The organism is Aliiroseovarius lamellibrachiae, from assembly GCF_018599245.1.
Lineage (GTDB): Bacteria > Pseudomonadota > Alphaproteobacteria > Rhodobacterales > Rhodobacteraceae > Aliiroseovarius > Aliiroseovarius lamellibrachiae.
On the sequence record NZ_JAHEVJ010000001.1, the window covers coordinates 626,917 to 651,965 of the forward strand.

The following is a 25,049-nucleotide window of genomic DNA, read 5'->3' on the forward strand; positions in this document are numbered from 1 at the left end:
GCGGCTAGGTGTAGGTGCCCAACAAACTTCAACGAATTGTGTGAAGTGCCGCACTCAACAGATTGGAGCGCGCGATGTTCAAGGTCGGTGAAGTTGATGTGGCCGATCTAAAGCAATTCGACAACTTGTTGGGTGCTTTGGGTCAGGATGGGCCAAAGGTTATCAATCGCGCCTTGAACCGCACCGGAGATATGGCCCGCACGTGCGTTGTTCGGGAGTTAGCCAAGCAGACAGGTCTTCCGCAGAAAACCATTCGCAAGGCGGTGAAGGTTAAACGCGCATCGTGGCAGGATCTTGAGTATCGCCTGACATCGTCGGGCGGTGATGTGTCGCTGAAGTACTTCAAGGCAAGAGAGACGCGCCGTGGGGTGACGGCCTTTGTCCGTGGTGAGCGTGAGTTGTTTGAGGGCGCGTTTATCAAAGGTGGCAGTTTTAGCCGTGGCCGCGTTGTCTTGAACATGGGTGGCCATGTCTTCCAGCGCATAGGTGGTCGCACCGAATTGGAGAAGTTGAAGTCAGGTGTGTTCATCCCAATTGAGATGGTTGAGGGCGCAACAGCTAAAGCATTCGAAGAAATCGTGGCGGATGTGCTGCCGCGTCGTCTTGATCACGAAATCAATCGCTCTTTAGGGCTTTGAGCCGTCGAAAAAAGCTAGGGACCGTAGGCCGTTCCGGAAGCACGCGGGGCGTAAGCTGCCCGAGGGTTTGCTAGTCAGACAGGTTTTTGAAAGCCTTAACAAATGGGGGTGTCACTTAACGCCGGTGCTTAACGGTTCAGCCCACCCGGCGCGGACAGGATAAGAACGCAGATGGCCGAGCCGATTTACACTGAGATTTCACAGGCAGAGTTTGCGCGAAAAATGGAGGTTAGCCGCGCGGCTGTTAGCCAGTGGAAAACCAACGATATCCTGCGCGATGATGCCTTTAGCAAACCGGGAAAAAAGGGAAAGCTGCGATATGAAATTGCGGTTGAACAAGTCCGGCGCAATCGGGACATTGGTCAAGCTCTAGGAAATGGGATCGAGACCCGAATTTCTGCTGATGTATCTCAGGAGGCATGTGCACCTAAACCTAAGCAGCCAGTTGAAGATCAGCTTGATTTACTATCAGTTCCTGCGCCTGTTTCAGATGAGCAGGCGCCTAACGGTCAGATTCAATCAAAGGCTCCCACGGTTCAGGATGAACTGGCAAAAGCGAAGCTTGAAGAGCAAAGGCGAAAGAACCGCATCGGGGCAGCTGAGGAAGCGCTGCGTCAAGGTCAGCTGATGTCCGCTGAAGACGCGCGCGCGCAGATGACCCGAATTGCTGGCATGATGTTGCAGATTTTTGAAGGATCTCTGACTGATTTTGCTGCGGTTATTGCTTCGCAGTTCAAAGTGCCGCAGCGCGATGTCCTCCATCTGCTTAAAAATGAATTCAGGAACGTGCGCAAATCTGCAACGCAAAAAGAGCGGTCGCGCATTGCGAATTTGGAAGAAAACACAACGGCATCGGTTGATTTGGAAGAGTAATGTTAGATATTGCAGTCACAAATGCGGAATGGATGGCGGGCGATGTGCTCGCGGAAGTTCTGGATCCGCCGCCGCCAGTTGACTACCTGAATTGGGCTGAAGAAAACATCGTCTTTTCTGAGCGAGAAAGCGAGTTCTCCGGACCATATAACCGTCAGAGGTTTCGCTATTTTGACGAAATCCTGATTGCTTTATCACCTGATGATCCTTGCCGCATTGTCACGTTGGCCAAATCGGCTCAGCTTGGCGGTACAGTATTGGCTAACATCTTCACTGGTGGCTCCATGGATATGGACCCCGGTGATTTTCTTTATGTCCATCCGACCCATGACAACGCTGTCCGGTGGTCAAAAATGAAACTGGTGCCAATGCTGAAAGGCACAACGGCACTACGCAAAATTTTCCCGATGAAAGCCCGCGATGGGCAAGACTCGGTCACATACAAAGAGCGCCGTGACGGACGTGGTGCAATTCTAATTTCCGGGGCGAATTCGCCTTCCTCATTGTCGCAGGTTTCAATGAACCGTCAGGTTCAAGATGACCTAGCCAAATGGGACATGAACAGCGCTGGCGACCCAGAGAACCAAGCGGACAGTCGCAGTCAAGGGCGAGAGTTTGCCAAGATATTTAAGATTTCAACGCCGATGGTCATTCCAGGCTGTCGGATCACTGTAAACTTTGAAGCGGGAAGCCAAGAAAGCCCCTATGTGCCGTGCCCTCATTGCGGGTTCATGCAGGTTCTCGAGTGGGAAAATATGCTGCAAAGTCTAGAAGAAGAGCATCCGGAGCGCGCGCATTTTACCTGCACGGGGCCGAAATGTGGGTGTGCGATAGAGGATCATCACCGTGCGGAAATGATCCCGCATGTGGAATGGCGGGCGACTAATCCAAAGCAGAAGCGATACCATCGGTCATTTTACCTGTGGTCTGCATATTCGCCCCTGCAGTCTTTTGAACGGATAGCCCGCTCATGGTTGGCCGCAAAAGGTGATCCGCCAAAGGAGCAGACGTTTTGGAATGATGTTGTAGGTAAAGCCTACCGTATTCTCGGGGATTCCCCGCCATGGGAAGATCTGCGCGACCGGGCATCAGAATCGGACTACGTGCATGGAAATATCCCTGCTGGTTACCCGCTCCTGACATGCGGCGTGGATTGTCAGGGTGATCGAGTTGAATGGCAGGTTGTAGCGTGGGGCAAAAACAAGCGGCGAGCCGTTGTTGAATACGGCGTTTTCACTGGGCACATTTCGGATGAAAAATGCCAAGCCAATTTGAACGGTTTGTTGAAGCAAGGGTTTCGGAATGCCTACGGTCGAAAAATTGAAATCGACCTGCTGGCCATCGATGGGAATGCATATACGGAAGATGTCTGGGATTGGGCGCGCAAGCATCCAGCTGGTCGCGTCATCATGGTTCGTGGTGTGCATCCAGAGGGTGCGCCGTTGTTGGCGCAGGTAAAGAAAGAGCGGAACCGGCGCGGTAAGTTGGTTCGGTATTCAAAACGGTTTTACAACTTTGCGTCCTCAGTCATGAAGATGAGCCTATATCGAAACCTGAAGAAAGATGACCCTGAAGAACGAGGATTTGTCGCGCTTCCAAAAGGGTTGGAAGATGAATTCTATCGGCAGATGACAGCGGAATCCCGTAAGGCAAAAAAATCTAAATCTGGGTTCACGCAATATCTTTGGGTCAAAGATCCAAATCAAGCGAACGAGGGGCTGGACACGCATCTGCAGGCAGAAGCCGCGTGGGTGCGTCTGTCAGGCTCCCAGCGTGATTTAGTGGAAACCGAATGGGACCGACTGATGGCGGAGCGCGAATGCCCGCCAACAGATGTTCAGGGCGATTTTGAAGATTTATTGATGGCAACGCAGCAACCTGCTGACCCACCAGATGATCAGGGCAAATCGAGCGATGTGAAAGAGCGCGCTCGGAAAAAGTGGAGCAAGAAATAGCTGTGACTGGCCTTATCAAACCTGACGGAACACCACTGGTAGCATCGCCTGCTGCAAGGCGTAACACTGCGCGGTATTTGAGGGATACTAAGAGTGGGGCCATTGCGTCGCGCGTCGCACCCCTCACTAACAGCCGTGATGATATCCGTCGTGCATGGTCTCGCAGTGCAGGTTTGGCGATGGATCTTATCCAGAACTCAGGTCGTTTAAAGGGGGCCTGTGATCAGGTTATTGCGGACACAGTTGGAGTAGGCCTCACACTGACGCCAGACCCGGATCTAACGGGTCTGGGATACTCTGATGAAGAAAAGGCAAGCCTAATACGTCTGTTGAAGCGTCGCTGGAAAGCGTATTGGAACGACAAAAAAGAATGCGATGTCCGTGGCAAGTTAAGTGGCCCACAAATGGTTGATATTGGCCTGCGTTGGGATATCGCGTTTGGTGAAGTTACTGGTGTGTTTGATTTCTTTAACGCCGCTGAACGCAGTCACTATCGGATCTCAACTGGCACAAAGCTGTGTATGGTGCCGCCCCAGAAGTTGGTGCAGGACACCAATACCTTTGAAGGTTTGTTCCAAGGCGTACGCCATGATGCCAAAGGTCGACCAGTTTCTTATCGTTTTGATGGAGCTAAGGAAAAGCGGGACTATGCTGCTTTTGATACTGATGGTCGCCCTTTGGTTATGCATATTTTTGATCCGATGGATGCCGACGATGTGCGCGGGATTTCAAAGCTTGCACCGGCGTTTCGCAAACATATTCAAGCAGAAATGCTGGATGATGCGACCTTGCAGATGGCGCTGTTGCAAACCATTTTTGCAATCACACTGACCAGCGATCAACCCAGTCAGGATGCATATGAAGCTCTTGAGGTGTTGAAAGAGACTGATGGTGGTAGGAGCTACGCGGCAGAATATCTGGGTTATTTATCAGGAACCTTGGATGCAGCTGCGGATAGTAGAATTTCTGTGGGTGCTGATCCGCAAGTTTCGCATTTGGGGCCAGGTCAGAAGCTTGGATTAGAAACTGCCAATGTTCCGGGCAAGGACTTCTTGCCGTTTTCAAACAGCCTTGCCCGTGACATGGCGCGCACAATTGGGTGTTCATATGGTGGCTTAACCATGGACTATACGGATGCAAGCTATGCCAGCGTCCGAATGGAAACTTCATCTTTGTGGCCGGTAGTGGCGCGGCGACGCGAACGGGTTGCGGCCCCGATGTGCCAGATGTCTTATGAAAACTGGCTGGACGAAGAAATTGGCGAAGGTCGCATCCCTTTCAAGGGCGGGTATCAGGCATTCCGTGCAAATCGCGCGCGGGTTTGTATCGCCGGATGGCAAGGCCCGCCAAAACCAACTGCAGATGACCTTAAGTCAGCGCGGGCGTCCACTGAACGGTTAGAGAACGGAACCAGTTCGGTCGAAGATGAAACAGGTGATTTGGGAATTGATGCTGACGCGCTTTTTGAGCGTCGGCAGCGCCTTCACGAACGATATGTCAAATCAGGGATGAAGTCGCCTTACGCGGCAAAGTCGGATGCATCAATTATCCAGACCGAGGTTGTGGAATGACAATCACAAGCACAGTAAAGATTGGCGCAGATCTCATCGACATCTCGAAGCCATGTGATGTCGTGACTGCCTTGAAGAAAATGCAGCTGAAGCTCGCTGTTGGTGGTGTACGGGAGACCGTCCGCATCGATGGCGAAGAGGTCACTTTCATGCGCGCTAATGATCGACGATTGGCGTCATTGATCGCGCATTACGAGAGCGAATGTGCCCGGTTGGGCAGCGGCAAAAAGCGAAGCCGTTTTGCGAAGCGCTTCCGCTTCACCTGATAATTAGGAGAATGAAATGACCATTTTAGTGGGCGGCGAACTCGTACTTTACGGGTTCGTTGGGGATAGCTATTGGGGCGAGGGCTTTACCGACAGCGATGTGGTTCATGCCTTGGCAGAGGTTGGTCGTACAGCGGATATTACTGTACGGATTAACTCTGGCGGTGGTTACACCGATCACGGTGTTGCAATCTATAACGCACTGACGGCGCATCAAGGCAAGGTTAGTGTCGTCATTGATGCAATGGCTGCTTCATGCGGGTCTTTGATCGCAATGGCAGGTGACACCATCACGATGCGTGCTGGATCGCAAATGATGATCCATGGTCCATCAGGTCTAGCTTATGGCAAAGCAACTGATCTTGAATCTTACGCCGAACATACTCGCAAATTGGGCCGTCAGATGGCTGAAATTTACGCGGAAAAATCAGGCGAAGATGTCGAAGACCTTCTGGAAGAAATGGAAGGTGAAATCTGGCTAAAGCCGGAGGAAGCCGTTGATCGCGGTTTCGCGACAGATATCGCGAAGGCGAAGTCATCGAACGTGACCGCCTTTGATTTCAGGCAATACGCAAACGCACCCAAACGGCTCGTTGCTATGGCGAAGAAGGAGAATTGGTCCTTTGACGCTGAGGTGCAGAAGGCGGCGTCCGCTGCCCCAACCCAAGCCAAGGATAAGGAGAAACCCACCATGGCACTAGAACCCGCAACAGCGGACCCCAATACCGCGCCAGCTACGGCAGCGGCTGCGGTATCCGCTGACGATGTGAAGGCCCGGATTAAGGCCATCATGACTTGTGATGAGGCCAATCAATTCCCAACGTTGGCGAGCCGACTGGCTTATGAGGAAGATGGCCCCGCTGAAGACGCCATCGCAACTTTGAAAGCGGCAGCATTGGATGCGTCTGCACCTGACGAGGGTGAGCCTGCCGATCCTAAAAGTTATCAAGCCAGCCGGTCAGCTGCTGCTGATTTGGCCCAACCGGGCGGCGGTTCTTCTGCACCTAAGAAAACTAAAGCAACCATCGACACTGGCGGCATCTATGCTTCCCGCCGAGCGCAGAAAGGGGCGTAAGATATGGACAACGCAACAATGCAGACCCGCAATCTGGCGTTCCTTCTTTCTGAAGGTTCTGGCCGCATTTCCCGCGCAACTGCCACCATCCCTGCCGGAACAGGTAAAGTCGCCGCAGGCACAGTGATCGGTCAATTGACAGCTGCTGCTGGCAATTTTGTACCATCGCCCAATGCTGAAACGGTCGGCCTTGAAGGTGCTGAGGTGGCAACGGCCATTCTAGCATATTCGGTGGATGCCACAGCTGCTGATGTGGAAGTGACCATCATTGACCGTGATGCTGAAGCCAAGCTGCCGATGTTGACGTTTGATACGTCAGTGGACGACCCAACCAAAACCACAGCCAAGATTGCCCAGCTGAATGCTGTTGGCATTCGCGCGCGCTAAGGGAGAGACCTTATGGAAGACGAATTTGACATTGTAACGCTTACGGCGTCCGTAAATAATCAACCGTTTGTGCCGGGTCAAATGGGGGCGACGGGTGTCTTTGACGAAGAGGGTGTTCCGACAACATCCATCAAAGTTGAAGAGCAAAACGGAAAGCTGGATATCATTGAGCCATCACCGCGTGGTGGGCCGGGGCAAACTGTCGATGATGATGACCGCCAGACATTTACATTCGAAGTTGACCATTTCGAAATCAACGATTCAGTGAACGCAGATGAAATTCAAGGTGTCCGGATGTTCGGTACCAATGATGATCTGGAAGTTATGGAAAATCGCATCGACACCAAGTTGGCACGCCATGCCCGCTCGATGGATGCCACTTTGGAACACCAGCGCATCGGTGCCGCAAAGGGGATTGTGCTGTCTGGTAAAGGCAAAGTTTTGCACAACCTCTATGATCGGTTTGGTATGGCAGTGCCTGCACCAATTGTGTTGGGTTTGGGCAGTGAGGTCTCAGGGATCGCAACGAAAATTAAAGGTGATGTGGTCTTCGCCATCGAAGACGAACTTGATGCATCCTATGACCATATTCATTCGTTGTGCGGCCGTGACTTCCATGCGGCCCTTTGGGACCAGAAAGAAGTCCGCGAAACCTATATGGCTGACAATGAAGGCTACCGCTTGCGTGATGGAGCGCCGGATGTTTTCAAAATTGGTCATGTCACATTTGAACGTTACCGCACGGGTCGTCGTGCCAAAGCCGCAAATGCTGCGGGTGCTTTCATCGCAGACAATGAAGCGCGGGTGTTCCCTGTTGGTGTGCCAGATTTGTTCATCACACGCTTTGCGCCCGGGGATTGGAACGGTTTGCCAAACACAATGGGTCTGCCGCGCTATACGCGGATGAAGGCGATGTATAACGACAAAGGTTATCATCTGGACAGCCAGATGAACGCGATTTCACTTTGCACGATGCCGGGTGTTTTGCGGAAACTGACTGTCTGACGGGTTTTTCAACATCTCAAATCAGTGGCCCGGTGTGAAAGCGCCGGGCCTTTGGCTGCATCCCCATGCGATTTAGCGCATCGGAATTCAGCCATCAAAGGAGATCATCATGGCAAACGCGAAAAAGAAGTGGGTGGCCTTTAAAGGCAATTTGACAATTCCAGCGGACATGGCGGGCGAAGAAAAGGATGTCAAAGTACAGGTGGGTGAGCCAGTCCAGGTCCCCGCATTTTATGCTGACAGTGTTGTGCAAGACGGCATCGCGGAGCATTGCGAGGCACCAGAGGCAAAGCCTGCGGCGAAGAAGAAACCTGCGGCAAAGAAGAATTCTGAGCCAATCTTTGAAGGAAAAACCACTGCCACGAAAGCCGGAATGCTGAAAGCTGCTGAACAGTCTGTGGTTGAAGCACAGGCCGCGCTGGATGCGGTTGGGTTGGGAAAACCTGCAGGGGATGAGATTGCCGCCTTGAAGGTCGCAAAGGAAGCCTTTGAAGCGCTGCAAGGTTGATGGAAAGCGGTTTGCGCGCAGAGTTGATGGGGGAAGTGGATGAAGTCTGGTCGGAGACGCTTAGACATCTTCCGCTTTCCTCTGGGCAACAAGACCCGACGCGCGAAAAGGTCGAATTTGTTGCTGTCGTCCGGACGGGTGATCGCGAAGCTGAGAGAGTGAGTTTTGGTCGCGGAAGCACTTCGCGTTCAAGTATCATGGCGGCTGGTGGTTATCTGCGCATTGACCGGCTGGCTTATCCAGATTTGCAGCTGCGCAAAGGTGACAAGCTTGTTGCCTTGGAGCGTGAAAATGAACCAGCATTTGAGGTTTTGTCGGTGGATGACCGATCTCACCTGCGCTTGATTTGTGAATTAGGGGATGCCTGATGTCGTTGACTATGATGGCCATGCGCATTGCTGCTGTTGAAGCCTTAAAGGCAGGTGGCACACTGGTTGGCGAAAATGTCCTCGACAGCCAGATTTCGGCCATTGATCAAACTGTAGATGGTGGTTTGCGGACGGATCAAAAGCGCCCCTTTATTGCTGTTTATTCGGATGCGGCTAAAGCATCTGATTTGGGCAGAACCGGGTTGCGGGCAAACGGTCAGGTGGAGCTAACATTCAATTGCGGCGTGTCTTTGACGATGGGGCAGACCGACAAGGTTTCCGGTGTCACAGAAATTATCGAAGGCCTGCCCGCGACGGACGCACAGTTTGAAGCCATTCTGGATATCGTTGGTTGTCAGATTTGTCGGGTTTTGTCTGATCCTGACAATCCATGGGCGCAAATCTTTGGCAGTTTTGGCCAGGTGATATCTAAGGCGCAGATCCGCTCCAGCAACGTCGCAGAGAGTGTTCGGCTGGCCTGTGGTCAGCTAAAGCTGATTGTGGATGCTTATGCGGATCCGCCGCTTGGACAGGAGTTTTCAGAGGGAAGTCACTGGCCAAGTTTCATGGCTTTAATGGCAGATCATGACATTGAACAGCTTGGTCTTTTCCAGCAGTTGCTGGGGCAACCAACAGAAACACCCTATCCAAATCTGGAAGCCCTGACAGGCATGACTTCGCGGGATGCAACATCATTGCGGGTTTACTCTTTCGACAGTGTTCCTGCGGTGAGCGTGCTGAGTGAATTGTCGGTAGAAGTGGATCAAAACTGATGGGATTGGTCGAGCAACTAGACGATATGCGCAGAAGAATATCCGAGCTTGAAAGGCGTGCTGGTTCGAAGGGACGCACGGGGGTCGTCACAGAAGTTGATGCCGCCAATGGTCTTGCACGCGTCCAACTGACAGGTGGTGATGCGCCATTGGTGACGGGTTGGATACCTTGGGCGGAACAATCGGCGGGTGCAAACAAAACACACAACCCTCCCTCTGTTGGACAGCAAGTCGAAATTTCGTCCGAAAGTGGCGACCTGCATGACGCAAGTATTCAAGGGAGTTTGAATTCTGCAGCCAATGGTAGGCCGTCTGCAGCTGGCGATGAATTCGTTCTTCTGTCGGTAGGGGGGGCATCAATCAAAGCGTCCGGTGGCGGATCAGAAATTGTCATCGCAATCGGTGGTTATTCTTTGACGCTTTCAGCATCGGGAACGGTCGAGGTTGGAGGCACCAAATCCCATAACGGAAAAAATATTGGCGACACACACACCCACAAGGGGGTGATGTCTGGGCCGTCCAATACTGGAACACCAAACTGAAGGAAAGACTATGACTGGATTGAAAGATTATGAAGTGACGAAAGGGCGTTTCATCGAGGGGCAGCACCGCAAGGTGGGTGATCCTGTCCGGATGACCGAACGCGCCGCCAAATACTACACCGCCCCTTATGGTGAAGGTTTGAAGTTGGCAAAGCCCGCGAAAAAAGCAACTGAAAAAACGCCTAAACAAGAAAGCTGATTTCGTATGGATTTGGATCACCACACGGGGGCAACGGTCGAAGGTTGGGCGCATGTGGTTCAAAGCATTGAAACCATTCTGGCGACGCGTTTGAACACACGCGTTTTTATGCGCCAGTTTGGTTCTGATGTCCCTGTGATGGTGGACATGCCCATGAATGACGCCAACATCATGGCGCTTTACGTATCGGTTGCTGAGGCAATCGACCGATGGGAACCACGATTTGAAATGACGGATGTAACCCTATCTGCAGGTGCAGATGGGGTCATGTCTTTGCAGCTGAAGGGCAATCATTTGCCTAACGCCCACTTGGGTGACGACACGGTTGTGAGTGATGAAACGCAGGTCATTCGGGTGCAGGGCACCCATGTAGACAATTGGAGCCTTGCCGTATGAGCCGTTTTGCAGCCCTTGATCTTTCCACACTGCCGGATCTGTCTTCGGTCGCGGTTCTGGATTTTGACGCAATTCTGGAAGCCCGCTTGCTGGAGCTTGAAGCGCAGCTGTCGGAGGTGTTTGAGGCGCCAAAGGTTGCGGAGGTTATGGCATTGGCACGCAACATTGCCGCCAGCCCAATGCGATATCTGAATGAAGCAGCCGCTGCCCGTGAGTTGTATCTATCCAATCAAATCAATGCAGCTGTCCGATCTGTGTTTTTGTCAACGGCGCGTGGATCTGACCTTGATCAGATTGGTGCAAATCGCGGTGTCGCACGCAAGATTGTGGATGATACGGATGCCAGCAATATCATCATGGAAAATGATGAAGCGTTTCGTGCCCGCATTCAGTTGGTCATGGAGGCTTATTCGCCGCATGGTACAGAGGGATCTTATGTTTATTGGGCGCTGGATTCTGATGATCGGGTTGTGGACGTTGCTGTGTACGGTCCAAATCATGGATTGGACCCTGCAATTCCCCCAGCGGAACCCAAAATGGTGGTGTTATCCTCGGAAGGTGATGGGACTGCTAATAGTGAGTTGTTAGAGGCTGTGTTTAACAACTGTACGGCTGATAAGCGCCGCCCGGTTGCAGACAAGTTGACGGTTATTTCCGCAACGCCAGTGCCTTATGAGATTGAAGCCGTGGTGCATGTTGCGTCTCCGTCTGCGGCAGGCGTTGTGTTGGCGGCAGCGCAGGCAGCGGCTGAAGCATTTGTGAACAACAGATTGCGCATCGGCCGCAAGTTGTATCGAACCTCTTTAGCTGCCGCTTTGAGCGTGGAGGGTGTGGTTGACGTCGTCATCACAAAGCCTGCTGGTGATCTGGAAATCGGGCCATTTGATGCACCGCATTGCACAGACGTTACGTTGACTGCGGAGGCCGTGTCCGGGGGGTGGCGTGATGTTTGATCAGTCACAGAGCATGCTGCCAGCAACGGCGACGGATTTAGCCAGGTCTCTGGATGTTCTTGAAGGACGCTTATTCGACCTTCCCGTGGGAGAGATTAGCAAAGATCCAATGACGGTTTCCGAAATCTTATTGGATCATCTTGCATGGGAAAACTCAGTTGATGCATGGGATACGAATTGGCCCGAACTGGTGAAGCGGAGGGTCATCCAGAACAGTCCGGAGGTCCATCGCTACAAGGGCACGCCCTACGGCATTCAGCGAGCGCTTTCAGCGTTTGGAATTGAGATTGAACTGGTTGAATGGTGGGAGCCAGAAGGCTCTGGTGTTCCGGGCACCTTTTTGGTTCGGGCGTTTGTGACTGACCCTCTGGATGGGGGTGAGGAACTTGGACCCACATCGGCTGTAATTTCGGCAGTCACCGCCATGCTAAATGGGGTGTCCCCTGTTTCGCGCGGCTGGTCGCTTCAGCTTGGCGTTCGTGCAATTGGCGCGGCGTATGTTGGATTGTTTCAGACCACATTTATCAAAGCGACGGCAGAATACAAAATTGAGCCACCGCCTATTTTGAATGTCTCTTCCGCACATTCTGTGCACCCGCACACGCAAATCAGATCAACCGTGACATCTGCAGAGGAGTAGTTATGTCGTCATATGCTTTGATGACCAATGTTGGTCGCAACAAAGAGGCCGCAGCGTTGGCAAATGGGACAAGTTTGTCCATTTCGCAAATCGCTTGGGGGGATGGGGATCGTTCACCCTCTGGCGGTGAAACCGCCCTTCTGAATGAAACAGGACGGAAAGATGTTCAGGGGACAGGGCAAGTTGCTGAGGCGCTTAATACCGCTTTCTTTGAAATTCTGCTGGATGCAAATGAAGGGCCGTTTGTGATCCGTGAGGCTGGTCTGTTTGATGTGGATGGCGACCTTATTGCAATCGCAAAATATGATCCGCCTGTTAACAAGCCTAAAGACACAGTGTCTGCGCTACTTCGTATTCATGTGGTGTTCTCGGATCTCGAAAATCTCATTTTGCAGGTGCAATCTACCGATGCGTATGTGCCTGTTGAGAGAAAAGTTACTGCTGGTGCTGGTCTGGCTGGTGGAGGTGATCTATCCGGTGACCGGACCGTGGTTGTTGATTTTGCGACCCAAGCTGAGGCTTTAGCGGGTGTTGCGGCGACCAAGGTTATATCGCCCGCCACTTTGAAGGCGCGGATTGACGCTTTGATTGGTTCTGCCACGCCCGAAGCCTTGGATACTTTGCAAGAAATCGCAGCCGCGATGAATAACGACGACGATTTGGCGGCAACGTTGACCGCCCTCATTGCCACGAAAATGAATGCCGCAAATGGTGTTGGTACAGGCATTACCGCCCTTGAAAAACTGATCACGGGCGGCGCAATCGAAGTCAGCACCCACGCCAAAGCGCAGATCAACGGCTTCATTCGGTCTGGTGCGTTGCTAGTGTATGCGCACCAAGGCGACGACGCCTTGAACCCTCTCATTGCGGGCAGTGTCAAAGCTTTGATGAACCGCGCAACCGACAACCGCCCAACATGGGGTGGTAGCCCGGTTTGGACGGATGATGCGGGCGGGCGCAGCCTTCCCGGCATGAGCGGTGCAACTTGGTGGCGGTCGCCTGACGGGCTGATTATTCAAGCCGCGTGGCCGTCCGCCGCAGACGGTCAAACGGTCACATTCCCCATCACTTTCCCGAACGCTTGCAACGCTGTGATGCTCACTGAAAACCACCCAACGGCGGTGCTGAGCATTTGCGCCCAAAACGTCACGCCTAGCGGTTTCACATTCCGCGCGCACAACACCGTAACCAACGTAACCCACTCCGGCGCATCGCAGCACATGATGCTGGCGATTGGGCATTAAGGACAGGCCATGACCAAGTTTGCACATTACAATTCCGAGGGTGTGATTGTCGGTTTTTATGACGATGCCCTGCACCATGAAATTCCTGAGCCGCATCTTGAAATCGAAGATGACGCCCACTCGGATCACGTAAATGGATCAACGATCTTGCGTGTCGAAGAGGTGGACGGCGAGGCGCAGTTTTTCGAATTCGCACCGCCACCACCGCCGATTGAGGTCATACAAGCTGAGGCAAAACACTCTGTCATCGGCTGGATCAACGCCCTGACAGACCAACTGACCAGCAAATATTCCACCATCGAAATCGCGGGTTTTGTTGCCAAGAAAATCGAGGCCCAAAAGGTACAGGATGGGGAACCTGGACCATTTCCCATGCTGGAAAGTGAAGCCAGTTTGACCGGCGAAACAATCCACGAATTGACCACCGTCGTTCTTGCGAAAGATGCGGCATACGAGGCCATCACCGCTGCTGTGACTGGTCTGCGCCGCAACACCTTTACTGCCATTGATGCCGCCACCAGCGCCTCAGACGTGCAAACGGCCATTGTTGCGGCAAAGGTGAGTGCGTCGGCCATGGCCGAGGCCATGGGGTTGACCGTGCCAGACGCCTTGGGTGCTTAGAGCTTCCCCGCAGAAATATCGAAGATTGTAAAAAGGCGTAATTCGCGCTGCTAAAATCCCGGCGGATGCCGGGTCGCCCGGCAATATTGTGTCGGGTTTTCTTTTGTCAAAGGAGAGAACTATGGCTGACCTCAGCTACCATCACGGCACGCGTTTGTCGGAATCCAATGAAACCCCTGTTCTTGTGCAGGTGGAGCAGACCGCTGTCGTCGGCCTGTTGGGCACGGCCCCAGATGCGGACCCCTTGAAGTTCCCGTTGAACACTCCGGTGCTTTTAAAAGGCACCCCGGCTGATGCCGTTGGGATTGGTGACGCGGGCACATTGAAGGACGCCATTGATGACGTGTTTGACCAGATTGGTGCTTATACTGTTGTCATTCGCGTGGAAGAGGGATTGGACCTTGCTGCCACGATGTCCAATTTGGTTGGTGACGCCACGGCGCGCACGGGTGTTCACGCGCTGCTAAAATCCGAACCGATGCTTGGTATCAAGCCACGCTTGATTGCGGCACCGGGGTTCACATCGGGTGACGGCGTCACTGCGAACCCTGTGGTTGCTGAGTTGATTGGTGTGCTGGATAAGCTTAATGCCAAGGCGTATGTGGATGGGCCGGATACAACTGACGCGGCTGCACTCGCATATCGGGCTTTGATTAACTCGCAGCGAGTTGAGGTTATTGATCCGAAGGTTCTGGTTTACGATACAACTTTGAACGCCGCCGTTGCACGTCCAGCGTCTGCACGTTTTGCCGGTGTTCAGGCCCGTGTCGATAAGACGTTAGGTTTTTGGCACTCAGCTTCGAATAAGGCTATCAATGGTATCGTTGGGGTCACGCGGCCAATCACCTACGGTGAGCATTCAAACTACTTGAATGAAAACCATGTCAGCACAATCATCAACACCGGTTCCGGCTTCATTACTTGGGGCAGTCGCAGCGCTACTGATGATGACCTGTGGGTGTTTTCCTCTGTTCGCCGCACCGCAGATTTCATCAACGAAGCCATCGAAAAGGCTTACATGGAATTCGTGGATAAGCCGTTTTCGGCTGCGAACGTCAAGTTGATGATCGAGTCTGGCAATGCCGCGATGCGCACATTTATTGCGGAAGGTGCCATCATCGGCGGCAAGGTTTGGTTGGCCCAAGATCTGAACGATCCTATTCAAATGGCATCTGGTCGCATCACGCTGTCGCTTGATTTTGAACCACCTGCACCGATGGAAGACATCCGTTTCATCGCCCATCGCAACATCGAATACTATCTGGAATTGACCAAACAGGCGCTTCAAGCCGCAGCCTAAGTCCGGTCAATCCGTAAACCCATGAAGCGGATGCGCCGACGGTGCATCTGCTCTGATGCCATGTAAGTGGCCCTTTCAGGAGAAACGATATGAAATCCACCCCTGCATTCCTGCTTCGTGACTGTGCGATGTGGTTGAACGAAGATGTGAAGGTTGGTCAAGTGTCAGAAATGACCATTCCGCCTTTCAAGGTAAAAACGGACAAAATCCGAAATGCTGGCATGGTTATGGAGCGAGAAATTCGCCAAGGCTATGAACGCGAAAACGCCAAATTCAAGATGACCGCCCTCGATCCAGCAACTGTTTCTGCAATCAACGGCATGCAGGGCACCGAGGACACTTTGATGATCACCGGTGCGCTGGTTGACGAAGACGGCACCACCACAAATGCGACGTGTTACTTGCGCGGCTTTCTGAAGGAAGCAGACTTTGGCAGTTGGAAATCCGGTGACAAAGCTGAAACCGACTACACGTTCGTGTGGGAATATCTGAAACTGGAAATTGGCGGCTCTGAAATGATCGAAGCTGATGATTTCACTGTCTCGGTTGGTGGTAAGTCACAAACCGGCGACATCCGCGCCGCACTCTTGCTGTAAGGGCTGAAAGCATGGATCTACCAATTTCTGTTCCACTGTCTCGCTCGATTGAATTCAATGGCGAGACGCATAAATCTCTGTCGTTTGATGAACCCGACCTGGCATCGCAAATCGCCTATGCGGAGTTGGAGGCCACACTGGGGCCACTGCGCGAGGTTGAAGGGCCTGGGGGCATTGTCAAGATGCGGGCACCAATCGATGCAGCGCGGATCAATTTGTTCTGGATTGCCAGCTGTGCAGGTGTGCCTGAGGCGATGGCAGGAAGGATCAAAGAGTCAGACCTTCCAGCAGTCAACGCCGCTGTTTCTCAAATATTGGCGAGCGAGGCCGTCGACGGAGAAGGTGGTGCGCCGGGAAACGAAGTCCCGGCAAAGTAGTAGAGGACCTGCGCTTTGCCGCTGGCTTTGTGGCGTCCGTGTTGTCGACGCCTTTGCCGCAAGTCTTGGCTATGAAGCTATCCAGTTTCAACAAATGGTACGATGCCGCACAGAAGGTGCGGGATGCGACCAGTTTGAAGATTGCATAGCTTCAATTGTCGGACAGGGTTCGTTGAAAAGCATTAAGCGTGTCCCGGTCGGTAGATCGGACGGGGCCGCTTTGAAAGGTGAATGTCCGGTAGAGGGTGAATAGCAGCAGTGCAAACGCCCCCGCGGCCCAAAATCCACCGGCATAGATACCTAAAGTGATCGCCGCGGCAATAGCCGTGGCAATCATCAGAACTGCAAAAATCATCGCAAAGATATCCATGCCTTAGACTTAGGCATTTTCCCCAATTTTTCAAGGTGTGTGACATAATGTCGGGTAAACGGATTACATCAGAATTGGTCATCAAAGCGGTTGATCAATACTCGAATAAAATGCAGTCAATGCAGAAGGTTACGGGGCGTTTTGCAGATAAAGTTCGTTCTGAAATGCAGCAGCTGCAGAAAATGCGGGGCGGGCTTCAGTTAATTAAAGACTTTGACACCTTGCGTTCCAAAGCCAAAGCGTCCGGATTGGCGATGGACGCTGCGCGTGAAAACGTACGTAAGCTTGAGCGCCGGTTTCGGTCTGCCAAACAGCCAACTCGGCAAATGTACCGCGAGTTGGAAAAGGCGCGTGGAACGGCTGATAAACTGACTGCGAGCCATCGGCGAAATCGACGTGCGCTTGATGCTTCATTTAATGGGCTGAAACGGGCAGGGATAAACACGGCTGATTTGGCTGGTGAGCAACGACGTTTGGCTAGGTCTCTAGGTGTCGCCAATACTGCCTTTGCAAAGCAAGAAGAGCGGATGCGCCGCCTGAAGGCTATGCAGGACCGCGTTGCGACAAGCCGTCAGAGGATGGATCGTTCTCTGGCGACGGCGGCAAATATGAGCTTTGTTGGCAACGCTGCGATGGGTGTGGGTGGTCGCGTGCTGTCATCGACCACAGATGTCGCAAACCGATCTGGTGACCAACAAGCGGCATTTACAAGTTTCCAAAACCTGACAGGCGCGGATGACGCCCGTATTGTGAAGTTGCGTGAAGAGCTTCAAGGTTTGCGTGGCGAGACAAAACAAAGCGTCGATGAGATGCTTGAAGGGTTAGAGGTTCTGGTTGGAAAGGGCATGGATCTTGAGGCGGCGCTATCAGCATTGCCTGCCACCGCGCGAGCGGCCTTTGCGACAGAAACCAGTTCAAATGAAATGGGTGCCGCTGGTTTTGCGCTTTATGACAATTTGAAAGTTGCCCCTGAAGAACTGGCAAGCGCCTACGATATTATGGCCAAGGGCGGTAAAGAAGGTGGATTTGAACTTACTGCGATGGCGCGGAAGTTCCCTGAAATCACTGCCGGTGCGCGGGCGTTGAAAATGGAAGGGTTGGATTCTGTTGCTCAGCTGACTGCGGCCTTGCAGGTTGCCATGAAGTCGGCAGGGTCTGAAGATCAAGCGGCGACCAACTTGTCCAATTTCCTTGGGAAAATCACATCACCAGAAACTGTTCGTAAGTTTAAGAAGATGGGTGTGAGTGTTGAAAAGGAACTACAAAAGGCGGTTGATCGTGGCGTTTCCCCCATGGAGCATATGCTCGAGCTCATCGCAGAAAAGACTGGCGGCGATGCGCTTAAAATGGGTGAACTGTTTGGTGATAAGCAGGTTCTGGATTTCCTGCGCGCAATAATTCCTAACATGGAAGAATATGCCCGCATCCGGGATGGGTCACGTGGTGCAGAAGGCGTTGTTGATGAAGATCTGGATCGCCGTTTGCGGGACTTCAATGTTCAAAAAGAGCAGCTGAAGGAATCCTTAGGCAATTTGTTTACATTGTCACCTGAAACGTTGGACACGCTGACGGCAATGCTGGAGCGTGCCGATGCATTTGTCGAAACGCTCATTGAGTGGAAAAAGGAACATCCCGGCTTCACCAAAGCTTTGTTCCTTGGGGCAACAGCGCTTGGGGCCATGGCTGTGGCCGGTGGCGCGTTGTTAACCGTGGGCGCGGGTGTTCTGGGGACCATGGCGGTGATGCGCTTTGGGCTTTCGACGTTGGGTGCACATGCCATGTTCGCAGCTGGCGATCTTAGCGCTCTAGGTGGCGGCATAGACCGGCTTGGGCGGCGGAAAATGCGTTTGCGCAGGCCAAGCTTTGTGGGGCATTTGCTTGATTTCGCAAACTTTCGCCGGGGGGCTTCAACCGAACTGGCCCGTCTTGAAAGCCGTCATGCGCGCTCTATGAGGACGCTAGGACGTCAGCGAAATGCAATGATGTTGAAGGGGGCAGGTGCAGGTATCTTGGGATATCTGGCTATGCAAAATGTACCGGAAGATCCAAGTGAACTCGCTGAGTTTCAGGACGCCAATGTCCGTTCTATTGAAAACTTTTTTCGAAACACGCCTGGACTAAAGCAGCTAGGGAATGGCTACGAATGGGCATATGAATTGGTCCATGGAAAACCTCCCCCTCAGCATCCTGCTTTTAAAGAGCCGGTTGGGGAAACGCCCGAAGAATACAAGGAGTTGCAAAGTTGGGGAGTTAGGCCGAGACCTCAGATGAGGCCTGATGGAATTGCCTTGAAAAATGGCCGTTCGCTTAGACCGAAGCTGCGAGAGGATCGGGCTGCTGAGATGATCCAAAGCACCCTTGCGTCTGGTTCGCTTCCAACGCCTGCACATCTAAAAGAGTTGCGGGATTATGCAGCATCGCTTCGGGAAGAGATTGCAAGTATTCAAGGTGAGATCGACAATCTAGGCCAAGGGCCAATGACAGCTGCGATGGCTATTCCCCATCAGCAGGAGATGGATGCGCGCAAGCGTGATTTGCAAGAGGTGGAAGTTGAACTTGCTGATGCGGAAACAAGATCTGTCACTTTAACGTCGGCGCTTCAAATTTTGGACGACACTGAAGTCGCGCCTGAAATCAGCACAGAGTCGATTGATCGTGCCTTGGAAAAGGTAAAGCAATTGTCTGGGCGTCTTCAGTCGATGCCGTCAAACGGATCATTGCAGACAACCATTGGACCGGCGCGTGAAGTGGTTCCCTTGGCTGGTGCACGTGCTTTGGGTGGTCCCATGCGTGCTGGTCTGCCGTATCTCGCTGGTGAGCGGGGGCCGGAACCCATCTTTGCAAGCCGGTCAGCTTTTGTTGCAACCAATGAGCAAATGAAACGCATGCAAAAGGGGTCACAACGGGTTCGTGCAATTAGCATGGCAGCGCTGGCGACAACTGCACTTGTGGGGTCACCGGCTGCGGTTGCTGCTGGTTCACCTTCAGAAAGATCCACAACTGCGCATGTTGAAATCAACGGTGGCATACACATCACGGCACCGTCTGGCATTTCAGATCCAGAAGGGTTGGTGGATCTGTTGGAGGCGAAATTGGGTGATCGACTTTCGGCCACGTTCGCAGCCAGTTTTTCTGATTAAAGGAATGTTGAATGTCTGGACCTGTAACGATGGCGCTTGGGCCATTTATGTTCCGCGCGCATGGCTTTGGTTATACTGATGTGAGCCGAAAGTTGGACACAACGTGGGCTGAAATTGAAACTGCAGGGCGCTTCAACGCCCTGCAGTGGACTGGACCGCGTTCTGAGGTGGTCACCATTACTGGTGTCTTGTTCCCGTCTGAATGGGGCGGGGCAAGCACGTTGGAGGGGGTTAGGCTGGCTGCAAAAAACGGGATCCCTCTGATGCTTGTGTCTTTAGGGGGCAAGGTTTTTGGAAGTCACGCAATTCAAAAAGTCGATGAGGACCGCACTTTTCACGACAGGTTCGGTGCGCCGGGTCGAAACGCATATTCGATTGAAGTACGGCAAGTTGGCTCTGGGTTTTCACTGCTTTCACTGTTGGGGATAATTTAATGTCGGCGAGCCACATCACATCCGCAAATGACGCCTTGGATCTAATCTGCGCTCGGTACTACGGTCGCCAATCTGGTGCTGTTGAACAAGTGCTTGAAGCTAACCCTGATATCGCGCAGGTGGCGCATCGTCTTCCGGCAGGTATGGAAATCACGCTGCCGGACATCAAGTCTGGAATTGCACGGAAAACAGTCAAGTTGTGGGACTAGTAAAACCACACTCCGACCAAGAAGCAAATCAAAGCCCTTTGCCAAACAAAAAAAATATTCTGAAAATCTCGCATGATTACTGGGAGGTAACATGACGCATCCGAAAGTTCTTGTCGACATCGATGGTGTGCCAGTGTCGGGTTTGTTCTTCAAGCGTTTGGTGAAGTTGAGCGTTACCGATCGGGAGGGGATTCAATCCGATGCGTTGGAGATGACCTTTAACGATGATGAGCCGCATTTTGCTAGCCCACGCCGTGGTGCTGTCGCCAGTGTAACCATTCAATCTGGCGATGTTGGTTTTGCAGGATCTTATATCATCGACCGTGTTGATCACAGCTGTTTGCCATACACCATTACGGTTGGTGGGCATTCGGCAGACCTTCGTTCTGAGATGAAAACGGGCAAATCGCGCCATTGGGATGATGTGTCGGTAAAGGAGATTGTGGCCGAAATTGCAGCTGACCATGGCCTGAAATCCAAAATCTCGGATGTTGTGTCTGGCCATGTCTATTCTTGGATCGGTCAGCAAGACGAATCCGATCTGCACTTTTTGAGACGTCTGGCAAAGCGCCACGGTGCATTGTTCACTATCAAAAATGGCACATTGCTTTGGTTGGAGTTAGGGGCGGGAAAAACAGCGGACGGGACTGTGGTGCCGTCAGTTAAAATCGTTCGGACAGAAATTATCCTTGGAACCTGTAAGACGTTTGAAAGCGATGTGGATCGTTTTGGGGCGGTGAAGGCGTTTTACCAAGACCGTGGGAGTGCCACGAGGCAAGAGATTGTCGTTAAGGGTGACCCTGAAGCTGATGGCGAACACGTAATTCGAGACCCCTTTAGTTCGAAGGAGGAGGCGCAGGCCGCTGCTGAAGCATACGTAAAAGAGATGTTGCGCGGGTTGATGACAACATCTTGTTCTATCGTTGGTCGGCCTTCGTTGATGGCTGGACAACCTATCTCATATTTCGGGGTGCGACCTGGCATCGATGGCCGGGAATTCATCACCGAACTGGTGAAGCACACCTATACCAAAAAGGGCGGCGTCAGAACTTCATTTGATGGGAAGTTGAGAGTGGTCTGAAACTAGGTCGCTGACCTCGTCAGGCCAGTTTCTGGGAGAAATCGTCATGCCGGATTGGTGTGTGAGGGGCGGGGTGCGCGGCTATGTGGTCACGCGCCCTTTGCTTTGGGATATCGGCAAGCGCGGTTCTGGCTGGGTTCTGGAAATTCCAGTGGGCAAAGAGTTTGAAAGCTCTGTGCCGTGGGCGTTGAGATGGGTTTTTTCGCCTGACGATCCGGCCTTTCTGAAAGCGGCGGCAATTCACGACACGCTGCTTGAGACGGGATATCGACGCGCCTTTGCGGACAGTCAATGGTTTGAGGCGGCAATGAGCGAACAGGCACCGGCGCTTAAAGCGTGGGTGGCATATTCTGGGATGCGCGGGCGGCGTTTCCTTCAATGGGTTTTTCGAGTTGAGAGGCGAGCATGAAAACAACGGAATATTACATCGCACTGGCGTCTGCCATTGTGTTGGTTTGGCTTCAGCACAAAGGCAAGCCGTGGCTGATCAGAACGGCGATTGCCGGGGCCTCAGGCGGGGTGGCCTATGGTATCGCAGATGAGGTGGCCGCATCTGTAACTTGGATGGGGGAGGGAATTGCGATGGTGCTGGTCACTGGTCTTGCCTACCTCATTTTGGATGCGATGGGGGCGTTGATCGCTGATCGCGCCGCGCTCAAGGCGTTTGTCCTACGGGCAGTCGGGGGGAAATAATGCAGCACATGCGAGATGTAATGCGCCGCCAATTGTCGCCGTGGTTTTTGCTCATCTGGCTGGCGCTCGTGTTGGGGTGGCAAGCCCACGAGATGCTTACCTGCGTACCGCCACAAACCCACAAAACAATCGAACCGTAACAGCCCGCCGCATGGCGGGTTTTTTAATGGAGGGCGCTATGTCCATTCAATCGGCTTTGGCCGACCTAAACGCACGTTTCAAATATCGTTCTGACCGGGGCGAGAGTTGGAAAATCTTGAAAGGCAAAGCGTCAATTTTTGGCGATTGCGAAGACTACTCGCTGACCTTGATTTGGCTGGCGGAGGGCAAGTCACTGCTGCGCTTTTGGCTGGCCCTGCTGACGTTCAAATATGTGATGTTTTACTGCAAGACGCCTCGTGGTGTCGGGCATGCGGTCCTCTGGGTGCGCGGGCATGGCTGGGTTGACAATATCCAGCGCGAGTTCGTGCCATCCCTGCGCCAGAAAGGCTATCGACTGCGTTTCCCCTATCTGGTGCCGCATATGTTGCTCTTGATGCTCCTGCGGCCAGTTCTGAGGTTCTTGCCTGTGTCTTCTGCTGGCGCTGGAAAAAAGATAGCGATTGTCGTGGGGCATAATGCGCGCGCTCAGGGTGCAGTGCGTTCGATTGATGGCATGACTGAGTTTAAGTGGAATGGGCATTTGGCTGAATTGATACGAGCGCATGACCCTCGAAATATCAAGATTTTCAACCGAGTTCCGGGCGGCGGCTATAGCCGCGAAATTGACCGTGTTTATGGCGAGGTCGATGCTTGGGGGGCGGACTGTTCCATCGAGTTGCATTTTAATGGAAGTGTGAATCCTCGTTCCACCGGTTGCCTTACTCTCACTTCTGGAACGCGCGGATCTCGAAGTCTTGCCCGTCGGGTTCATGATCGTGTTCTGACGGTGATGGGGAATGAGGACGATGGCGTCAGGGCGCGTGGCCGACGTGACCGTGGCGGTCGTTCGCTTTGGCAAGGTCGAGCGCCGGCAATCATGACAGAACCTTATTTTGGTTCCAATGCAGACTTTTGTCAGGTGGCGGACGCGCATAAGGATGAGCTGGCGGAAGCAATCTATCGCGGGGCTGTTGAATATCTGGAGGCGGCATGAACCGCGTCTGGGTTCTCTTTCTGATCGGGGCGGTGTCTCTTGCCGGTTGGCAGGGATATCGCCTCGGATACCGCGCCTCGGAGGCTGCGAAAAACGCGGAGCATCTTGCGCAAATCGAAGCTGGGAAAATGCTGGAAGCGGCCCGCCTGAAGGCGGCGGCGGAACGTGATGATCTTCACCGAAAACTAGAGGAGAAAGCTTATGCGGATCCCGTTGTTGTTGAGCGTTGCCTTGGCCCTGATCGGGTGCAGCGCCTCAACGCCCTACGTTGAAAGCGCTGACCCGTGCGCCCAGCCGGTGCAGATCCCGCCCGGCTGGGTGAGTGATCAGAAAATTGAGCTGCTTTGGGGGGCTGATCGCAAGGCGCTTTTGGATTGTGCGGACAAGGTGGAAGTCTTGTCCGGTCGCAAACCCGGAACGCAGCAATGAAGGAATCAAAAGACCTGCAAAAGAGCAATCTCTGATCACTTCAAACTGTTCGGTTGCCTCTTATCTGTGACGTGTAACAGGAGGAAAACAATGCAGAATATGATTTCAGAAATTGCCCGCAAGCATCTCGGCCTTGAAACACTTGAAGCGCAAAACTCTGACAGCTTGGATTTCAAAGAGCTTTCGGTTTGGGAAATTGAGGCAGCGCTAAAAGCGGCCTTTCAAGCCGGTCAGAAAAGCACGCAGGGAGGCGTGGAATGAAAGGCGCAACCTGCGAAGCAATGGCCGTAATGATCCAACACCGCATTGCAAAATCATAAGAATTACCCCGCCTGAGAATTTGGGCGGGGGCAGGTGGTGCGCTAACACCACCCACCACACAGCCATAGTTTGAACAAAGCTGTGCCGACGCCGACCTTCCGGTTTCGCCGCCCATACTCTCGCGAGAGTGGTGCGGCTTTATGCTGGAATCATATCCAATGACAATGGAAAATGTTCGCCCCGCTGCGCCTGTCGCGCCGTGGATGGGTGGTAAGTCGAAGCTTGCCAAAACTCTAATTGAGCGCATCGAGCGCATTCCCCACAAAACATATGTTGAGCCGTTTGTGGGAATGGGCGGTGTGTTTCTGCGTCGTGGTTTCAGGCCGCGAACCGAAGTCGCCAACGATTTGAACGGCGAAATCATCAACCTGTTTCGGATCCTGCAGCGCCATTATCCGCAGCTCATGCAGATCATGCGGTTTTCGATTGCATCCCGCCGCGAATTTGAGCGGTTGCGGGAAACCAATCCATCAACCCTGACCGACCTGGAGCGCGCTGCGCGCTTTTTGTATCTGCAGCGCCTTGCATTTGGTGGTCAGGTTCGGGGCGTGTTTGGCGTGTCTGCCGATCATGCGCCACGCTTTTCCATGACGCGCCTTGAACCAATTCTGGACGCGGCACACGAACGCCTAGACGGTGTTGTGTTTGAATGCCTCGACTGGTCAGACCTGATTGCGCGTTATGACACGCCTGACACGCTGTTTTACCTCGATCCACCCTATCACGGTGGTGAGAATGATTATGGCAAGGGAATGTTTGAGCGCGCCGATTTTCAGCGCATGGCAGACCAGCTTGCCGAGATCAAAGGGGCGTTTGTCCTGTCGATCGTAAGCGGTGCGCTGCCCCCACCTTCCAGACGACAAGCTGATCTGCGAGTCCGTTTCCACGTGTAGATTTGGAATGGAGGCGGCGTTGGTAGGACATATAGAGCACCATATGGAGGACATTGG

The 25,049-nt window shown here is 53.0% G+C and carries 32 protein-coding genes; 31 read left to right on the forward strand and 1 reads right to left on the reverse strand.

Going from position 1 to position 25,049, the window contains the following annotated elements; all coding sequences use genetic code 11:
• The first annotated feature begins 74 nt into the window (after positions 1–74).
• From KKW20_RS03175 to KKW20_RS03275, 21 genes are all read left to right on the forward strand, one after another.
• The gene (locus KKW20_RS03175) at positions 75–638 is read left to right on the forward strand and encodes a phage tail protein (RefSeq protein WP_214565949.1); all 564 of its coding nucleotides are present in this window, start codon (positions 75–77) and stop codon (positions 636–638) included.
• A 171-nt stretch (positions 639–809) separates the two neighbouring features.
• Positions 810–1,511, forward strand: a complete 702-nt coding sequence (locus KKW20_RS03180) for a hypothetical protein (RefSeq protein ID WP_214565951.1) — start codon at positions 810–812, stop codon at positions 1,509–1,511.
• Complete coding sequence (locus KKW20_RS03185; protein WP_214565953.1) at positions 1,511–3,466, forward strand: phage terminase large subunit family protein; 1,956 nt, start codon at positions 1,511–1,513, stop codon at positions 3,464–3,466. The genes KKW20_RS03180 and KKW20_RS03185 overlap by 1 nt, the downstream gene beginning before the upstream one ends.
• Before the next feature lie 2 nt (positions 3,467–3,468).
• Positions 3,469–5,037, forward strand: coding sequence for a phage portal protein (locus KKW20_RS03190; protein ID WP_214565955.1), 1,569 nt, complete (start codon positions 3,469–3,471; stop codon positions 5,035–5,037).
• On the forward strand, positions 5,034–5,303 hold the full coding sequence (locus KKW20_RS03195) for a hypothetical protein (protein WP_214565956.1): 270 nt from the start codon (positions 5,034–5,036) through the stop codon (positions 5,301–5,303). Before KKW20_RS03190 ends, KKW20_RS03195 begins: the two co-directional genes overlap by 4 nt.
• Before the next feature lie 16 nt (positions 5,304–5,319).
• Positions 5,320–6,378 (forward strand): head maturation protease, ClpP-related, encoded by a 1,059-nt coding sequence (locus KKW20_RS03200; protein WP_214565957.1) that lies wholly within the window; start codon positions 5,320–5,322, stop codon positions 6,376–6,378.
• Between the two features lie 3 nt (positions 6,379–6,381).
• Positions 6,382–6,765 (forward strand): head decoration protein, encoded by a 384-nt coding sequence (locus KKW20_RS03205; protein WP_214565958.1) that lies wholly within the window; start codon positions 6,382–6,384, stop codon positions 6,763–6,765.
• Positions 6,766–6,777: 12 nt separating this feature from the next.
• Positions 6,778–7,770, forward strand: coding sequence for a major capsid protein (locus KKW20_RS03210; protein ID WP_214565959.1), 993 nt, complete (start codon positions 6,778–6,780; stop codon positions 7,768–7,770).
• Between the two features lie 109 nt (positions 7,771–7,879).
• Positions 7,880–8,278 carry a hypothetical protein gene (locus KKW20_RS03215; RefSeq protein WP_214565960.1) on the forward strand — a complete coding sequence of 133 codons (399 nt, stop codon included), beginning with the start codon at positions 7,880–7,882 and terminating at the stop codon, positions 8,276–8,278.
• Positions 8,278–8,646 (forward strand): hypothetical protein, encoded by a 369-nt coding sequence (locus KKW20_RS03220; RefSeq protein WP_214565961.1) that lies wholly within the window; start codon positions 8,278–8,280, stop codon positions 8,644–8,646. The genes KKW20_RS03215 and KKW20_RS03220 overlap by 1 nt, the downstream gene beginning before the upstream one ends.
• Positions 8,646–9,419 carry a hypothetical protein gene (locus KKW20_RS03225; protein ID WP_214565962.1) on the forward strand — a complete coding sequence of 258 codons (774 nt, stop codon included), beginning with the start codon at positions 8,646–8,648 and terminating at the stop codon, positions 9,417–9,419. Before KKW20_RS03220 ends, KKW20_RS03225 begins: the two co-directional genes overlap by 1 nt.
• Complete coding sequence (locus KKW20_RS03230) at positions 9,419–9,961, forward strand: phage baseplate assembly protein V (RefSeq protein WP_214565963.1); 543 nt, start codon at positions 9,419–9,421, stop codon at positions 9,959–9,961. Before KKW20_RS03225 ends, KKW20_RS03230 begins: the two co-directional genes overlap by 1 nt.
• A gap of 19 nt (positions 9,962–9,980) precedes the next feature.
• The gene (locus KKW20_RS03235) at positions 9,981–10,160 is read left to right on the forward strand and encodes a hypothetical protein (RefSeq protein WP_214565965.1); all 180 of its coding nucleotides are present in this window, start codon (positions 9,981–9,983) and stop codon (positions 10,158–10,160) included.
• 6 nt (positions 10,161–10,166) lie between these two features.
• Complete coding sequence (locus KKW20_RS03240) at positions 10,167–10,556, forward strand: GPW/gp25 family protein (protein WP_214565966.1); 390 nt, start codon at positions 10,167–10,169, stop codon at positions 10,554–10,556.
• Positions 10,553–11,509, forward strand: coding sequence for a baseplate assembly protein (locus KKW20_RS03245; RefSeq protein WP_214565968.1), 957 nt, complete (start codon positions 10,553–10,555; stop codon positions 11,507–11,509). Before KKW20_RS03240 ends, KKW20_RS03245 begins: the two co-directional genes overlap by 4 nt.
• Positions 11,502–12,149: a phage tail protein I gene (locus KKW20_RS03250; protein ID WP_214565969.1), complete on the forward strand. Its 648-nt coding sequence runs from the start codon at positions 11,502–11,504 to the stop codon at positions 12,147–12,149. Before KKW20_RS03245 ends, KKW20_RS03250 begins: the two co-directional genes overlap by 8 nt.
• Before the next feature lie 2 nt (positions 12,150–12,151).
• On the forward strand, positions 12,152–13,393 hold the full coding sequence (locus KKW20_RS03255) for a phage tail-collar fiber domain-containing protein (RefSeq protein WP_214565970.1): 1,242 nt from the start codon (positions 12,152–12,154) through the stop codon (positions 13,391–13,393).
• A 9-nt stretch (positions 13,394–13,402) separates the two neighbouring features.
• Positions 13,403–14,014, forward strand: coding sequence for a hypothetical protein (locus tag KKW20_RS03260; RefSeq protein ID WP_214565971.1), 612 nt, complete (start codon positions 13,403–13,405; stop codon positions 14,012–14,014).
• 121 nt (positions 14,015–14,135) lie between these two features.
• Complete coding sequence (locus tag KKW20_RS03265) at positions 14,136–15,314, forward strand: phage tail sheath subtilisin-like domain-containing protein (protein WP_214565973.1); 1,179 nt, start codon at positions 14,136–14,138, stop codon at positions 15,312–15,314.
• A gap of 89 nt (positions 15,315–15,403) precedes the next feature.
• The gene (locus KKW20_RS03270; RefSeq protein WP_214565975.1) at positions 15,404–15,910 is read left to right on the forward strand and encodes a phage major tail tube protein; all 507 of its coding nucleotides are present in this window, start codon (positions 15,404–15,406) and stop codon (positions 15,908–15,910) included.
• Between the two features lie 11 nt (positions 15,911–15,921).
• Positions 15,922–16,287 carry a phage tail assembly protein gene (locus tag KKW20_RS03275; protein ID WP_214565977.1) on the forward strand — a complete coding sequence of 122 codons (366 nt, stop codon included), beginning with the start codon at positions 15,922–15,924 and terminating at the stop codon, positions 16,285–16,287.
• 151 nt (positions 16,288–16,438) lie between these two features.
• Here the strand turns inward: KKW20_RS03275 and KKW20_RS03280 are convergent, their stop codons facing one another.
• Positions 16,439–16,657 (reverse strand): hypothetical protein, encoded by a 219-nt coding sequence (locus KKW20_RS03280; RefSeq protein WP_214565978.1) that lies wholly within the window; start codon positions 16,655–16,657, stop codon positions 16,439–16,441.
• A 632-nt stretch (positions 16,658–17,289) separates the two neighbouring features.
• Here KKW20_RS03280 and KKW20_RS03285 point away from each other — a divergent pair.
• The 10 genes from KKW20_RS03285 (at position 17,290) to KKW20_RS03330 (ending at position 24,992) form a co-directional block, all read left to right on the forward strand.
• A complete protein-coding gene (locus KKW20_RS03285) occupies positions 17,290–19,797 on the forward strand; it encodes a phage tail tape measure protein (protein WP_281422111.1) in 2,508 nt (835 codons plus the stop codon).
• Between the two features lie 11 nt (positions 19,798–19,808).
• Positions 19,809–20,231, forward strand: coding sequence for a phage tail protein (locus tag KKW20_RS03290; RefSeq protein WP_214565981.1), 423 nt, complete (start codon positions 19,809–19,811; stop codon positions 20,229–20,231).
• Positions 20,231–20,440, forward strand: a complete 210-nt coding sequence (locus KKW20_RS03295) for a tail protein X (RefSeq protein WP_214565982.1) — start codon at positions 20,231–20,233, stop codon at positions 20,438–20,440. The genes KKW20_RS03290 and KKW20_RS03295 overlap by 1 nt, the downstream gene beginning before the upstream one ends.
• Positions 20,441–20,531: 91 nt before the next feature.
• Entirely contained in the window at positions 20,532–21,521 is a 990-nt protein-coding gene (locus KKW20_RS03300; RefSeq protein ID WP_214565983.1) for a phage late control D family protein, read from the forward strand.
• Between the two features lie 46 nt (positions 21,522–21,567).
• A complete protein-coding gene (locus KKW20_RS03305) occupies positions 21,568–21,930 on the forward strand; it encodes a DUF1353 domain-containing protein (RefSeq protein WP_214565984.1) in 363 nt (120 codons plus the stop codon).
• The gene (locus tag KKW20_RS03310) at positions 21,927–22,214 is read left to right on the forward strand and encodes a hypothetical protein (RefSeq protein ID WP_214565986.1); all 288 of its coding nucleotides are present in this window, start codon (positions 21,927–21,929) and stop codon (positions 22,212–22,214) included. The genes KKW20_RS03305 and KKW20_RS03310 overlap by 4 nt, the downstream gene beginning before the upstream one ends.
• Positions 22,215–22,392: 178 nt before the next feature.
• Entirely contained in the window at positions 22,393–23,349 is a 957-nt protein-coding gene (locus KKW20_RS03315) for an N-acetylmuramoyl-L-alanine amidase (RefSeq protein ID WP_214565988.1), read from the forward strand.
• A complete protein-coding gene (locus KKW20_RS03320; RefSeq protein WP_214565990.1) occupies positions 23,346–23,621 on the forward strand; it encodes a hypothetical protein in 276 nt (91 codons plus the stop codon). The genes KKW20_RS03315 and KKW20_RS03320 overlap by 4 nt, the downstream gene beginning before the upstream one ends.
• A 247-nt stretch (positions 23,622–23,868) precedes the next feature.
• Entirely contained in the window at positions 23,869–24,039 is a 171-nt protein-coding gene (locus tag KKW20_RS03325) for a DUF6900 domain-containing protein (protein WP_214565992.1), read from the forward strand.
• Between the two features lie 224 nt (positions 24,040–24,263).
• Positions 24,264–24,992 carry a DNA adenine methylase gene (locus tag KKW20_RS03330; RefSeq protein ID WP_214566082.1) on the forward strand — a complete coding sequence of 243 codons (729 nt, stop codon included), beginning with the start codon at positions 24,264–24,266 and terminating at the stop codon, positions 24,990–24,992.
• Positions 24,993–25,049: the final 57 nt, after the last annotated feature.

Bases quoted from the DNA above. Each gene is read 5' to 3' on its own strand.
- KKW20_RS03175 (WP_214565949.1), top strand. From the start codon at position 75: ATGTTCAAGGTCGGTGAAGTTGATGTGGCCGATCTAAAGCAATTCGAC.
- KKW20_RS03180 (WP_214565951.1), top strand. From the start codon at position 810: ATGGCCGAGCCGATTTACACTGAGATTTCACAGGCAGAGTTTGCGCGA.
- KKW20_RS03185 (WP_214565953.1), top strand. From the start codon at position 1,511: ATGTTAGATATTGCAGTCACAAATGCGGAATGGATGGCGGGCGATGTG.
- KKW20_RS03195 (WP_214565956.1), top strand. From the start codon at position 5,034: ATGACAATCACAAGCACAGTAAAGATTGGCGCAGATCTCATCGACATC.
- KKW20_RS03200 (WP_214565957.1), top strand. From the start codon at position 5,320: ATGACCATTTTAGTGGGCGGCGAACTCGTACTTTACGGGTTCGTTGGG.
- KKW20_RS03205 (WP_214565958.1), top strand. From the start codon at position 6,382: ATGGACAACGCAACAATGCAGACCCGCAATCTGGCGTTCCTTCTTTCT.
- KKW20_RS03210 (WP_214565959.1), top strand. From the start codon at position 6,778: ATGGAAGACGAATTTGACATTGTAACGCTTACGGCGTCCGTAAATAAT.
- KKW20_RS03215 (WP_214565960.1), top strand. From the start codon at position 7,880: ATGGCAAACGCGAAAAAGAAGTGGGTGGCCTTTAAAGGCAATTTGACA.
- KKW20_RS03220 (WP_214565961.1), top strand. From the start codon at position 8,278: ATGGAAAGCGGTTTGCGCGCAGAGTTGATGGGGGAAGTGGATGAAGTC.
- KKW20_RS03225 (WP_214565962.1), top strand. From the start codon at position 8,646: ATGTCGTTGACTATGATGGCCATGCGCATTGCTGCTGTTGAAGCCTTA.
- KKW20_RS03230 (WP_214565963.1), top strand. From the start codon at position 9,419: ATGGGATTGGTCGAGCAACTAGACGATATGCGCAGAAGAATATCCGAG.
- KKW20_RS03240 (WP_214565966.1), top strand. From the start codon at position 10,167: ATGGATTTGGATCACCACACGGGGGCAACGGTCGAAGGTTGGGCGCAT.
- KKW20_RS03245 (WP_214565968.1), top strand. From the start codon at position 10,553: ATGAGCCGTTTTGCAGCCCTTGATCTTTCCACACTGCCGGATCTGTCT.
- KKW20_RS03250 (WP_214565969.1), top strand. From the start codon at position 11,502: ATGTTTGATCAGTCACAGAGCATGCTGCCAGCAACGGCGACGGATTTA.
- KKW20_RS03255 (WP_214565970.1), top strand. From the start codon at position 12,152: ATGTCGTCATATGCTTTGATGACCAATGTTGGTCGCAACAAAGAGGCC.
- KKW20_RS03260 (WP_214565971.1), top strand. From the start codon at position 13,403: ATGACCAAGTTTGCACATTACAATTCCGAGGGTGTGATTGTCGGTTTT.
- KKW20_RS03265 (WP_214565973.1), top strand. From the start codon at position 14,136: ATGGCTGACCTCAGCTACCATCACGGCACGCGTTTGTCGGAATCCAAT.
- KKW20_RS03270 (WP_214565975.1), top strand. From the start codon at position 15,404: ATGAAATCCACCCCTGCATTCCTGCTTCGTGACTGTGCGATGTGGTTG.
- KKW20_RS03275 (WP_214565977.1), top strand. From the start codon at position 15,922: ATGGATCTACCAATTTCTGTTCCACTGTCTCGCTCGATTGAATTCAAT.
- KKW20_RS03280 (WP_214565978.1), bottom strand. From the start codon at position 16,657: ATGGATATCTTTGCGATGATTTTTGCAGTTCTGATGATTGCCACGGCT.
- KKW20_RS03285 (WP_281422111.1), top strand. From the start codon at position 17,290: ATGGGTGTGGGTGGTCGCGTGCTGTCATCGACCACAGATGTCGCAAAC.
- KKW20_RS03290 (WP_214565981.1), top strand. From the start codon at position 19,809: ATGTCTGGACCTGTAACGATGGCGCTTGGGCCATTTATGTTCCGCGCG.
- KKW20_RS03295 (WP_214565982.1), top strand. From the start codon at position 20,231: ATGTCGGCGAGCCACATCACATCCGCAAATGACGCCTTGGATCTAATC.
- KKW20_RS03300 (WP_214565983.1), top strand. From the start codon at position 20,532: ATGACGCATCCGAAAGTTCTTGTCGACATCGATGGTGTGCCAGTGTCG.
- KKW20_RS03305 (WP_214565984.1), top strand. From the start codon at position 21,568: ATGCCGGATTGGTGTGTGAGGGGCGGGGTGCGCGGCTATGTGGTCACG.
- KKW20_RS03310 (WP_214565986.1), top strand. From the start codon at position 21,927: ATGAAAACAACGGAATATTACATCGCACTGGCGTCTGCCATTGTGTTG.
- KKW20_RS03315 (WP_214565988.1), top strand. From the start codon at position 22,393: ATGTCCATTCAATCGGCTTTGGCCGACCTAAACGCACGTTTCAAATAT.
- KKW20_RS03320 (WP_214565990.1), top strand. From the start codon at position 23,346: ATGAACCGCGTCTGGGTTCTCTTTCTGATCGGGGCGGTGTCTCTTGCC.
- KKW20_RS03325 (WP_214565992.1), top strand. From the start codon at position 23,869: ATGCAGAATATGATTTCAGAAATTGCCCGCAAGCATCTCGGCCTTGAA.
- KKW20_RS03330 (WP_214566082.1), top strand. From the start codon at position 24,264: ATGGAAAATGTTCGCCCCGCTGCGCCTGTCGCGCCGTGGATGGGTGGT.